The sequence below is a fragment of the Limnofasciculus baicalensis BBK-W-15 genome, assembly GCF_024178385.1.
Taxonomy (GTDB): Bacteria; Cyanobacteriota; Cyanobacteriia; order Cyanobacteriales; family Coleofasciculaceae; genus Limnofasciculus; species Limnofasciculus baicalensis.
This window is the reverse complement of the sequence record NZ_JAMZMM010000184.1, coordinates 1-11,996: the sequence shown is the minus strand read 5'-3', so window position 1 is coordinate 11,996 and position 11,996 is coordinate 1. Positions and strand designations below refer to the sequence as shown.

General features: G+C 40.9%; 9 protein-coding genes and 1 pseudogene. 8 read left to right on the top strand and 2 right to left on the bottom strand.

Annotated features, from left to right (window positions below):
• Positions 1–131: 131 nt before the first annotated feature.
• Entirely contained in the window at positions 132–1,019 is an 888-nt protein-coding gene (locus NJ959_RS17595) for a PhzF family phenazine biosynthesis protein (RefSeq protein WP_373693672.1), read from the bottom strand.
• Positions 1,020–1,087: 68 nt separating this feature from the next.
• Complete coding sequence (locus NJ959_RS17590; RefSeq protein WP_254013044.1) at positions 1,088–1,309, bottom strand: hypothetical protein; 222 nt, start codon at positions 1,307–1,309, stop codon at positions 1,088–1,090.
• Positions 1,310–1,436: 127 nt separating this feature from the next.
• Here NJ959_RS17590 and NJ959_RS17585 point away from each other — a divergent pair, with 127 nt between their 5' ends.
• The 8 genes and pseudogenes from NJ959_RS17585 to NJ959_RS17550 form a co-directional block, all read left to right on the top strand.
• Positions 1,437–2,741, top strand: coding sequence for a septal ring lytic transglycosylase RlpA family protein (locus tag NJ959_RS17585; RefSeq protein WP_254013043.1), 1,305 nt, complete (start codon positions 1,437–1,439; stop codon positions 2,739–2,741).
• Positions 2,742–3,176: 435 nt separating this feature from the next.
• Positions 3,177–3,947 carry a twin-arginine translocase subunit TatC gene (gene tatC, locus NJ959_RS17580; RefSeq protein ID WP_254013042.1) on the top strand — a complete coding sequence of 257 codons (771 nt, stop codon included), beginning with the start codon at positions 3,177–3,179 and terminating at the stop codon, positions 3,945–3,947.
• A gap of 393 nt (positions 3,948–4,340) precedes the next feature.
• Positions 4,341–6,287, top strand: coding sequence for an efflux RND transporter periplasmic adaptor subunit (locus NJ959_RS17575; RefSeq protein WP_254013041.1), 1,947 nt, complete (start codon positions 4,341–4,343; stop codon positions 6,285–6,287).
• 79 nt (positions 6,288–6,366) lie between these two features.
• Positions 6,367–9,441 (top strand): efflux RND transporter permease subunit, encoded by a 3,075-nt coding sequence (locus NJ959_RS17570; protein ID WP_254013040.1) that lies wholly within the window; start codon positions 6,367–6,369, stop codon positions 9,439–9,441.
• A gap of 174 nt (positions 9,442–9,615) precedes the next feature.
• Positions 9,616–10,080: a hypothetical protein gene (locus tag NJ959_RS17565; RefSeq protein ID WP_254013039.1), complete on the top strand. Its 465-nt coding sequence runs from the start codon at positions 9,616–9,618 to the stop codon at positions 10,078–10,080.
• A gap of 226 nt (positions 10,081–10,306) precedes the next feature.
• Positions 10,307–10,813: a hypothetical protein gene (locus NJ959_RS17560; protein ID WP_254013038.1), complete on the top strand. Its 507-nt coding sequence runs from the start codon at positions 10,307–10,309 to the stop codon at positions 10,811–10,813.
• Between the two features lie 54 nt (positions 10,814–10,867).
• Positions 10,868–11,575: a two-component system response regulator RppA gene (gene rppA, locus NJ959_RS17555; protein ID WP_254013037.1), complete on the top strand. Its 708-nt coding sequence runs from the start codon at positions 10,868–10,870 to the stop codon at positions 11,573–11,575.
• Between the two features lie 197 nt (positions 11,576–11,772).
• A pseudogene (locus NJ959_RS17550) lies at positions 11,773–11,996 on the top strand (two-component system sensor histidine kinase RppB); the annotation flags it as partial.

Here is an 11,996-nt window from a genome sequence, read left to right as displayed (position 1 = left end):
GTTGCGAGATCTTGAGCTTCTTGAGCAGGGGGCAGGGGAGAGAAAACCACTATCAAGCCTCTGAAACTGGTGAGAAACTTCTGCCGCGCTGCACTAGCAACTTTAGTTATTAGATAGACAGAGAAACTGCCCTAAACAAATTCCCCCTTAGCAACCATAATAACCTTACCTCCCACAGAAACTTCTATACTTTCCCCTTCACCTATTGCCTTTAAGAATAACAGGGAAGGACGATCGATTTCATATCCCTGCTCCACCCGAACATCTAGAGCGGCATCGCCCAAGTAAGCATATTTAACCAAATAGCCCGCTAGACAGCCATTGGCACTACCCGTAGCCGGATCTTCTGGAATACCTAAATACTCAACAAATACACGAACACTCAGGTGATTTTCTGCACTATATGTTTCGGGACAAAAAACCAAAATATCCTTTGCGTAAGTCTTGGCGACAAATTGAAAGTATCTTTCGCGATTGATCCGAATTCCCTTGAGCGCGGTATGATTTTTCAATGGCACAATAATAAAAGGAATCCCTGTAGATACTTCTTGAATCGGATAGCGTGTGTCAAATTCATCCAACTCTAGGTTTAATATGGGGGCTAAGTCAGCCGCTGATAATATTTCATGGAAAGTGGGAGAATTTTGACGCATCCACAAAACTTCACCTCCATCACCAATCCGCTCCCAGGATACCGGAATTTGCCCTACCTGCAAATTCAAGTGAACTTTTTCAACAGGTTGTTGAATTATTGCCCGTTGAATGATATATGCTGTTCCCAAGGTGGGATGACCAGCAAAAGGTAATTCTTTCTTGGGCGTAAAAATCCGCACATTATACCCGCCATTATCGGGTTCCGTCGCTGTAATAAATGTGGTTTCAGAATAATTAATTTCCAGAGCAATACGTTGCATCTGCAATGGAGAAAGGTGCGAGGCATTGGTAAATACAGCTAATTGATTTCCGGTATATTTATCAATGGCAAAAACATCAACAGTATAAAAAGTCAGGGTATTCATCTTGGGGCTGAAATTATCCGATTGTAACAAAAAAATAATAGAACAGAATGAGAATAAACCGATCCGCTCTACCCTGACGCTCGTTGGCATAGCGTGCCGCAGGCAAGACTCGCTCTAGGGGAAGCATCCCCAAAGGAATAGGCATCGCGATCGCTCTGCTTGGGGATCGCGATTAAAATAAAATCAACAGGAGTTGCCCATTGAAAAGATGAAACTGCGATCCCCCCCAGGTACAAGAGAAACCCGGTTTCACCAAAGTTACCGGGTTTCTCTGGTGTAAAGTTACCCATTAAAAAAAGCTAGAAATATAGGAGTTAGCGGGATTTGGCCTGATAATAAGCGATCGATCCCGAAAGTCTGTATAATGGATTACGATTGAAATGCCAACGTGCATCTGACGTTAACCTCTGAGAACTCATGCCATTTTTCGGACTTGTTTGGACGACATCCTGGGTTAGCTACTTCCTTGCATCTAGCCAGGGTATCTTCAAAGTACCCGATCGCCTCTCCATCCCTTTCCCTGAATCGGTTTTATCAGTTGCAAGTAGTCCAGTTGAAAAGCCCACGTCTCATTTTTTACCGATGTCTTTCAGTGGAGGAGTCGAATCTTATCGCACTTCTGCGATCGCACTGCCTAAGTTAGCATTATTAACGGATTTAACCACATTTCCCTTAAACAGCCAACCAGCTCAAATCTCTTGGCATCCTAAATTACAGCAAAATGAGGGACAACAGGCTTTTTGCACTCCAGAGTCACCATCTAAAAAAGACTCCCAACCAGTAGAAGAGACATCAATAGCGGCATTTCCTCAAACAGCCAATGAGAATGTATCGAAAGGAAATCTACCCCAACAGATTTTGCGAGTGATGCAAAATCTATTTTCCTGGCGTCACCGAGTTGAACCTGAAGCAAAGATAGCAAAAGAATCTGTCTTAGTAGTTAGTACCCACCCTGAAGAGAAAAATAATAGCAACGATCAACCAGTAAAACACGGCTTGTGGCGTTACTCCCAAATGTTAAAAAATGCGATTGAAACTGCGCCATATTCTGCGAAAAAGGAGCAGTTTCAAGTTTTAGTAAAGGGACGTTTAATAGCACAATTGCCAACTCGTCAGGAAGCCGAGGAGATAGCTCAAAATATCAAAAACTTACTCTGTAACTCAAACTCAAAGGCTTTGTCGATTGAAGCGAGAATGGTTGATGGAGTACCCGTAATCAAAGCAGGCGATACCATTTTGTTTACGATTGATAAAACTCTAGCTAAAAAATCAAACAATAAACCAGAATTACTAGCAATTGAATGGATGAATAATCTCCGTACTGCATTAGAACAATCTCCTTTGTCGCTAGCCGATGCCCAAGAGCGAATGTATAATTTGGTAGAAACATCAAATAAAGTGGAGGGACGAGCATCTTGGTACGGTCCCTATTTTAATGGGCGACTTACAGCTAATGGAGAAATTTATAATGAGAATGAACTCACCGCTGCTCATCCTTCCTTACCATTCAATACCTATTTGAAGGTAAAAAATCTCAACAACGGCAATACTGTAATTGTCCGGGTTAACGACAGAGGACCATATATCCCCGGTAGAAATTTGGATTTATCACGACAAGCTGCTCGTTCAATTAATAGCGAAGAGGCGGGTGTTGTACCATTTGAAGCTACAATTATGAAACCGAATTCAAAGAAATCAACCCAGCCTCAGACTAAAAATTAAAAGGTACAGCGGATTTCCAGTGAGTGAGATACAGAGAAACCGGGTTTCTTCAAGAAACCCGGTTTCTGGAGAGTCAATCATAAACTTCCAATCTGTTGTAACTTCAAAACCCACCCAAATTAACAGATATTTTATTGTCGGAGTGAGTTTAGGGATAACCTTTACCCTTTACTCCCTTTGCGGGAAAAGATTATCTATCTCCTCCTTAGTTTCATGTAGGGTGGGCACTCCCCCTGATAACTTGAAAAGCTGATTATTACGTTAGTGGGGAGTGCCCACCCTACCGTTATTGCTTAGTGTCTTAGTGTCTTAGTAGTTTGTTAAACGGAACTTACCCCGTACAAACGTACTTTATATTCATATCTCAGCTCAATCCGCTCCGACAATAACCCTACCAGATACAATAGTCAACGTGCCCAGCCATCACCCAAACCGATGACATCTTCTGAGACTACAGCCCAAGAAACTACAGAAACTCCAGAGACTGACTATCTCGACGAAGTACCCCAAGATGTCGAGATGTCTTTATTCGATCATTTGGAAGAATTGCGACGACGAATTTTCTACTCCCTAATTGCTGTTTTTGTGGGAGTGATTGGCTGCTTTATTGCTGTCAAACCAATTGTCCAATTATTAGAAATCCCAGCCCAAGGAGTCAAATTCCTCCAACTCGCACCAGGAGAATTCTTTTTTGTCTCCATTAAAGTTGCTGGATATAGTGGTTTCGTCTTTAGCAGTCCGTTTATTCTTTACCAAATTCTCCTATTCGTCTTACCCGGATTAACGCGCCGAGAACGACGTTTTATCGGACCTGTAGTATTAGGTTCCAGCGTCCTATTTTTTGTTGGATTAGTATTTGCTTACATTGCTTTAATTCCCGCTGCACTGAATTTTTTCATTAATTATGGTGCAGGTGTAGTCGAACAATTATGGTCAATTGACAAGTATTTTGAATTTGTTTTGCTACTACTATTCAGCACTGGATTGGCTTTTCAAATTCCGGTTATTCAGCTTCTGTTAGGTTATTTAGGAATTGTCTCCTCAAAGCAAATGCTTTCCGGTTGGCGTTCCGTTATCCTAGGAGCTGCAGTTTTAGGTGCAGTACTAACACCATCCACAGATCCCCTCACTCAAAGTTTACTCGCAGGTGCTGTCCTAGGTTTATATTTTGGTGGTATTGGTTTGGTGAAACTTTTTGGGAAATGAATAGATGTCGGTTGGGTTGAGGGCGGTAGCTTGCTTCCGGGAGGGTAACCCAACATAGTCAATACAAGTTGGGTTGGGAGCATCCCAATGAAGGCAAAGATACTTGTTTTTGCCCCCCTTTTCACCCCCCCAGCCCCCCTTGTGAAAGGGGGGAGCAAGAATACAACCTCCATTTCTTCCTTTCTCGGGATGCTCCCGTAGGGTTTCACTTGCGCTCTACCCAACCTACATTTTTAGTTATATGGAAGATTAGCAATTAGCCATTTCATGCTAATTTCATTTCTCTATGGAAAACTGAACCAAAGAGAGCAGTACAATCGCGAAGATATCTGATTTTACAGCCATTCGCAACGACAACCTTAAACCTTAGTTGCTGCCCTCAAGGACATTTCCATGAAGAGCAACGCTTATTATTCCCAAATACTAGCATCACTTCAGCCAATTTCTATCGTACTGCTGATATTTATTTTCCTAAGTATTCCTACTCTTGTTTTAGCTCATGGTGGACATGGGAATGAATTTAAACAAGATGAATCTACACGGCCAAGTGGTGCAATTCAAGTAGATACTGAAACAGCTAAAAGATTGGGGATTAAAGTTGAACCTGTTACTCGTAAACGACTAGCTATTGGCATCAAAACTACAGGTCAAATTGAAACATTACCTAATAAAAAAGTAGAAGTTACTGCACCAATTCCCGGAAAAGTGGTAGAATTATTGGTGCAACCCGGTAGCTTTGTCAAAGTAGGTCAACCTCTTGCAGTTTTATCTGCACCAGAATTAATAGAAATGCGGGTTAACTCTCAAGAAAAACAAGCGGAAACAGCGGCAGATTTACAGAAGGCGGAAACCAACTTAAAGCTAGCAATAGAAAATCGCGATCGCATCCTGAAAATAGCCGATGCTGAAATCTCCCAAGCCCAAACCCAATTAGCCGCAGCTAAAGCACAATATGCAAGAGATAAAGCTTTAGTAGATGGGGAAGGAGTATTAAAAGTAGCGAGAGAAAACTATCAACGTCAAATCGCCATAGCCGAAGCAGAAATAGCCCAAGCCAATACTGAATTAGCCGTTGCCCAAGAACAATATAATAAAGATAAAGAATTAGTAGATCAAGGCGCTATGCCGCGACGACAAATGTTGGAATCTCAGGCTCACTTGCAATCAGCCAAAGCTCAAGTTGCTAGGGCAAAAAACCGTCCAGAAGTATTACAAGCAGAAACAGAAATAAGACGGGCTGAGGTAGATTTGCCTCTGCGAGAATTGCGGGAATCAGAAGGTAAATTAGCAGAAGCAAAAGCCCAACTTACTAAAGCCCTTAGCCGTCGGGAAGTTTTAGCCGCCGAAGCCGAAGTTAAACGCACTCAATCTGATCTGGATCTAGCCAAATCTCGCCTGAAACTTAGTAATACTACTTATCAAACTCGACTGCAACAATTGGGGACAAAAGCTGATGCCAAAGGATTGGTAACTGTAACGGCTCCTATTTCTGGTACAGTGGCAGATAGAGAAGTAACTTTGGGTCAATCTTTTCAGGATGCGGGTGGTAAATTGATGACTATTCAAAATGATAGTCGGGTTTATGCCACAGCAAATATTTATGAAAAAGATTTAGGTAAAATTGAAAAAGGTCAACGAGTAAATGTTAGAGTAGCTAACTTACCTAATCAAATCTTTACGGGAGAGATTACCTTTATTGGTTCAGTTGTGGAAGGAGAAACGCGAATCGTTCCTGTAAAAGCCGAATTAGATAACTCGGAAGGGGTATTAAAACCAGGGACTTTTGCTGAATTAGAAGTTTTAACAAATCGGGCAGCAAATGCTATTTTAGCTATTCCTAATGAGGCTATAGTAGAGGCAAATGGGCAGAAAATAGTTTATGTTAAAAATGGGAATGCTTTTCAATCTGTTGAAGTTAAATTAGGTCAAATATCTGGAGACTTAGTGGAAGTTAAAACTGGTTTATTTGAAAATGATTTAATTGTAACTCAACGCGCACCACAATTATATGCAGAATCTTTACGCGGCGGTAATGTCAAAGGTAAAAGTGAAGCTAAAGATACTGGAAATTCCCATACTCAATCCCTCATCCCCAATTGGTTAATCTTAACAGGAGGAGGAATTGCGATGCCTGCGGCGTGCTTCGCGATCGCGACTGTAGGTACTATAGCATTTTGGGCTGGTCGTCGCAGCCATCCTCGCTTATTGGCAGTGGGAAATGGTGAGTATAAGGAATTCGTTTATGAAACGGAGGTTTATTTGGATAATAATAAGCAGCCAAATTTGTCTGAGCGAGCTGGAGTTGTTGAGGAAGGTGAAAACTATCAGGAACCACACTAACTCCTGAATTTAATAAATTAGTGACCAGTATTTATCCCCTAAATAAAATCCTAGATTCCAGACAAACCTGTAAACATATATGCTCAGTGCAATTATCAAATGGTCTATCGCACGTCGTTGGCTAGTTATTATGGGGGCAATTATCGTCACTTTTTGGATATTTCAGACGATAATTAAAATGCCTTTAGATGTCTTTCCCTCCTTTGCGCCTCCCCAAGTGGAAATTCAAACTGAAGCAGTGGGACTTGCGCCGGAGGAAGTAGAATCTTTAGTGACATTACCGATTGAAAGTGCAATTAATGGTACGCCAGGGGTAACAAACGTCCGTTCTTCATCAGCGGCAGGAATTTCTGTAGTCAAGGTAATTTTTAATTGGGATACTGATATTTATCAAGCTAGACAATTAATAACTGAACGTTTACAACAAGCCCAAAATAAATTACCAGAGGGCATAGAAACACCGCAAATTTCGCCGATTAGTTCCCCTGTTGGTACAGTATTGCAATATGCTTTTACCTCCGAAACCACATCTTTAATGGAAGTAAGACGCATTGTTGATTGGCAAGTGACTAACCGTCTATTAGCGGTTCCCGGTGTCAGTCAAGTGGTAGCTTATGGGGGTGATACTCGCCAATATCAAGTATTAGTAAATCCAGCTAAATTACAAGCTTATAATTTATCCTTAGATACAGTAACCGAAGCCGTAGCTGCTGCTAATATCAACGCCCCAGGGGGCTATTTAATTACACCAGATAGAGAGAAATTAATCAGAGGAATAGGAAGAATTGAATCTGTAGAAGACTTAGAAAAATCAGTAATTACTGCCAGGAATAGTACGCCTGTAAAACTTACCGATGTGGCTGAGGTAAAAATTGGTGCGGCTATCAAACGTGGGGATGGTAGTTTTAACGGTGAAAAGGCTATTATCGTCATGATTAATAAACAGCCGCAAGCCGATACTCCCACCGTCACCCGTGCTTTGGTAGCGGCGATGGCAGAAATTAAAGCAGGTTTACCTAAAGATATCAAAGTTACGGCAACTTTTCGGCAAGAAAACTATATTGATTCTTCTCTTGAAAATGTCAAAGAGGCTTTGTTAGAAGGTAGTATTATCGTTGCTATTATTCTCATTCCTTTTTTGATGAATTGGCGTAACTTGGCTATTTGTTTAACGGCTTTACCCTTATCCTTACTCATCGGTGTATTGCTCCTCAATTGGTTAGGACAAGGTTTAAATACTATGACATTAGGCGGGTTAGCCGTAGCCATTGGTTCCGCTGTCGATGATGCGATTGTTGATGCAGAAAATGTCTATCGTTGTTTGCGGGAAAATAAATATTCACCTCAGCCACGCCCAGTTTTAGATGTTGTATTTGATGGCTGTCAGGAAGTTAGAGATTCTGTCTTTGGGGCTACTATTATTACGATAGTTGTATTTTCCCCAATTTTTGCTTTAACTGGTGTAGAAGGAAGTATTTTTATCCCGATGGGGTTAGGGTATATAGCGGCTGTAATTGCTTCAAGTCTCACCGCTTTAACCGTAACTCCGGCATTATGTGCAATTCTTTTACCTCATGGTCATTTACCGGAAGCAGAACCTTGGCTAGCTAGATTTTTCAAAGGAATTTATCTCTATATTATTAATTTTTCTCTCCGACATTCTGGGCTAATATTATTGATTTCTACGGCTCTTTTAGTTGCCACTATAATTATTGTTCCTACATTAGGGAGAATCTTTTTACCAGAATTTCAGGAACAAACCTTAGTTAATACTATTACTCTATATCCGGGTGTATCTTTAGAAGCTACCAATAGTGCTGGCGGTGCAATTCAAGATGCACTGAAAGGTGACTCCAGATTTCCCTTCGTACAATTAAGATCCGGACGTGCGCCGGGAGATGGAGATGCGGCTGGCGTGAATTTAGGACATATTGATATAGAAATTAGTGAGGAGGGGATGAAAAATCGGGAAAAAACTTTAGCAAAATTACGGGAAGAATTTAATAAGTTACCAGGAGTAGCCCCTAATATTGGTGGCTTTATTTCTCACCGGATGGATGAAGTCTTATCTGGGGTAAGAAGTGCGATTGCGGTGAAAATTTTTGGTCCAGACTTAGAACAACTCCGCAGTTTAGGCAAACAAGTTAATGATATTATGCAGAATGTAGAGGGAATTGTTGATTTGCAATTAGAACCACAAGTCCCGATTGAACAGATTCAAATTAAATTTGACCGGGAGGCGGCGAGTCGATATGGTTTGACTGTCGGTAAACTATCGGAAATTATGGAAACTGCACTTAATGGGAGAGTAGTTTCTCAAATATTAGAGAATCAACAAACTTTTGATTTGGTTGTCTGGTTACAGCCAGAATACCGGGGGAATTTAGATGCTATTAGCAATTTGTTAGTTGATACTCCCAGTGGCACAAAAATTCCTTTAGCTGCTGTTGCTACTGTTAACTATGGTACTGGACCGAATACCATTAACAGAGAAAATGTTTCCCGTTTAATTGTCGTGGCGGCAAATGCAAAAGGTAAGGCTTTACGAACTGTAGTTAATGAAATTAGGAAAAAGGTAAAGGAGCAAATCCAGATTCCGGCGGGATACTATATTCAGTATGGAGGTCAATTTGAGGCAGAGGAAAGGGCAACGGAAAATATTTTAGTTACTAGTGCTATTTCCTTTGTGGTAATTACGGTAATTATGTATCTTTCCGTCAAGTCTATTCCTTCAACTGCGATGATTATGATTAATTTACCTTTGGCTTTAGTTGGGGGTGTCATTGCGGTGGCTTTGACTGGGGGAATTGTTTCGATTGCTTCGTTAGTTGGGTTTGTTACTTTATTTGGTGTGGCGACTAGAAATGGTTTGCTTTTGGTGGATAATTACAATCATAAGTTTGTTGAAGGTATGTCCTTGAAGGAGTTGATAATTAAAGGTTCGATGGAACGATTAAATGCAATTTTAATGACGGCTTTTACTTCGGCTTTGGGTTTAGCGCCTTTGGTGGTGGAAGGTGGTGCGGGGAAGGAGATTTTGCAGCCTTTGTCTGTGGTGGTTTTGGGGGGTTTGTTTACTTCTACGGCTTTGACTTTGGTGGTTTTGCCTGCTTTGTATGCTAGGTTTGGGAAGGTTTTGTTTAGTAATCGGTGAGGTTTGATGGTTTTTTTTACGCAGAGGTACGCAGAGGTTGGTACAGAGGTACACAGAGGTTTTTTTAAGTCTTGGGTTGGGTTTGGGAGGAGGTAGAGGGAGTTTGTTTTTTTGTGAGGTTTGATCGTTTTTTTTTCGCAAATGATGTGATGTAATGTTTTTGGAGGTGTTGTGATGAATTTGTTTAAGTTGGGTTTGGTGGTTATTGGGAGTTTGGGATTATTTTGGTTGGGGGGATGTGGGAGTGAAGTTAGTACTTCTCCTAATACTGTTAAGGCTTCTCCTTCGGAGGAGAGTATTAAATCTGACCACACAAAATCATCTAAAGGTGGTCAAGTTGTAGAAACGGGAAGTTATCATTTAGAATTGGTGGCTGAAAATGAGGATAATGGGACTCATTTGGATTTATTTTTGCAAAAAGGTGATAATCATGAATCTGTTGCTGATGCTAAAGTAACGGGTAAAGTACAGTTACCGGATGGGAGGGAGAAAAGTTTAGACTTTAAATATGATGCTGAGGGGAAACATTATGCTGTTTTGCTGTCGGAAAAGGCTACGGGTGAATATCAGGTGAAGATTACGGCGGATATTAATATTAATGGGGAAAAAGCTGAAGGGAGGTTTAGCTTTAATAAATAATTATATGGGATTACATTTTTCACCATTCACAATACGGCTGTTAAAACTGCGCCTACAGAGACTTGCGCCCGCCGCCCTTGGATTGTTACATCCTTGATTTTTCTTGATTAGTCCGCGAAGGCGGACTTAGTTTGTGTAGCCGCGAATTCCATTCGCCTTGTTGCTTAAACTTCATCTCTATTTCATAATCACCTGTCAATCTAGGCAATAAGAGGGTGATTCATTAATGATGAACCCAAAACTTACTCAGAAGGGAGTAGAGATGATGAGAACACTAATTTATGCGGCTGCATTTAGTCTGATAGCCGCTACTGCAATTTCTCCTGACTATGTAAGTGCTAGAGAAGGGCAATTTACCCATGTTGATAGTACTTTCCAGTTTCCTCCCACTAAGGCGAGAAATTTTAGACATACTATCCGGTTGCACATTCCCCAAAATAGTAGCGCTGTTTCCCAGCTAAGTATCGACATTCCGGCTGGTTTAACCGTGGAAAATGATATCAGGATATCCAATCAGTCGGGAGATAAAATTAACAGTAGTACTTCTATCAATGGTAGCAAAATTATTATAACATTCCCCACATCAGTTGCTCCTGGAAGTAGGCTCAATATTGATCTGAATGATGTGACGCGACTGGGAGTTTCTAACGCTTGGCTTTATCATATCTTTGCTAGGTCAATTGATTCTAACGCCGATACTTCTATCGATGTGGCTCAGTTTCGGGTTTATTGAGGTAAAATTTTTGGTTAAATAGCGTTATGTTACATATCGAGATTAATTAATTCCATGAGAGTGCTACTACTTGAAGATGAAGCCGACTTAGGTAGCGCAATTAAACGCACCTTAAATCAGGAAAAATATATCGTCGATTGGGCGGTAGATGGTATGGAAGCTTTGGGCTATTTAGAAACTCCAGATACTCATTATACTCTGGCTATTTTCGACTGGTTAGTACCAGAAATTTCTGGGTTAGAATTACTCCGTCAGTTGCGGAAGCAAAAGAATCCATTACCAGTTTTAATGCTAACAGCAAAAGACGGATTGCAAGACATGGTAACAGGTTTGGATGCGGGTGCAGATGACTATTTAGTTAAACCGTTTAGAATGGCAGAATTATTAGCAAGATTGCGGGCACTTCAGCGGAGATCCCCTCAACTCCAACCTCAACAACTTAAAGTTGGTAATCTTACTTTAGATTACGGTACTTACAGTGTTTTTCGTCTCGATTCTAATGGCAAAAAACAGGTTGTTTCTCTCACGAATAAGGAATTCCAACTGTTAGAGTATTTTATGAATCATCCTAACCAAATTGTTACTAGCGACCAAATTCGTAATCAACTTTGGGATATGGGTGCGGAACCTATTAGTAATGTGGTGGCAGCACAAATGCGTCTGTTGCGCCGCAAGCTTGAGTCTATGGGTTGTGCCATTCCTATTGAAACTGTTCATGGTTTGGGTTATCGTTTAAATTTGCAAAATATGGCTAATCGCTAATGGCGTGTAAGGGCGAAGCATTCACGTATAAATGTTAAAATTTACCAATAAGATAAGTGCGCGTTGGCAATGCCTTTCCGAAGGGTATGCTAGGCTAACGCCAAGCTAACGCTAACGCCCCTACTAATGGTTAATCGCTAATCAAGCTTCTTTCCTCCTGTAATTTACCCTCTTCGCGTACCTCCTTTACAAATATTATGAGTATAGATAAAGAATATAATATTTTCTCCCAAACTCGCTGGAGGTTAGCATTTTATTATTCGGGAGTTATGGGTTTGATTTTGAGTCTGTTGGGGTTTTGTGTCTATAAGGCAATCGCTCACGCTCATTCCGTTACTCTCGATCGGGAGTTAGAATCAGTAGCAGGGACATTGCATGATTCTCTGGAACTAAAACTTAAGCAACCTGGACAGTTGGAACC

Excerpts from the sequence above, each read along its gene's own strand:
- NJ959_RS17565 (WP_254013039.1), top strand. The coding sequence starts at position 9,616 with ATGAATTTGTTTAAGTTGGGTTTGGTGGTTATTGGGAGTTTGGGATTA.
- NJ959_RS17595 (WP_373693672.1), bottom strand. The coding sequence starts at position 1,019 with ATGAATACCCTGACTTTTTATACTGTTGATGTTTTTGCCATTGATAAA.
- NJ959_RS17590 (WP_254013044.1), bottom strand. The coding sequence starts at position 1,309 with ATGGGTAACTTTACACCAGAGAAACCCGGTAACTTTGGTGAAACCGGG.
- tatC (WP_254013042.1), top strand. The coding sequence starts at position 3,177 with ATGACATCTTCTGAGACTACAGCCCAAGAAACTACAGAAACTCCAGAG.
- NJ959_RS17575 (WP_254013041.1), top strand. The coding sequence starts at position 4,341 with ATGAAGAGCAACGCTTATTATTCCCAAATACTAGCATCACTTCAGCCA.
- NJ959_RS17585 (WP_254013043.1), top strand. The coding sequence starts at position 1,437 with ATGCCATTTTTCGGACTTGTTTGGACGACATCCTGGGTTAGCTACTTC.
- NJ959_RS17560 (WP_254013038.1), top strand. The coding sequence starts at position 10,307 with ATGATGAACCCAAAACTTACTCAGAAGGGAGTAGAGATGATGAGAACA.
- rppA (WP_254013037.1), top strand. The coding sequence starts at position 10,868 with ATGAGAGTGCTACTACTTGAAGATGAAGCCGACTTAGGTAGCGCAATT.
- NJ959_RS17570 (WP_254013040.1), top strand. The coding sequence starts at position 6,367 with ATGCTCAGTGCAATTATCAAATGGTCTATCGCACGTCGTTGGCTAGTT.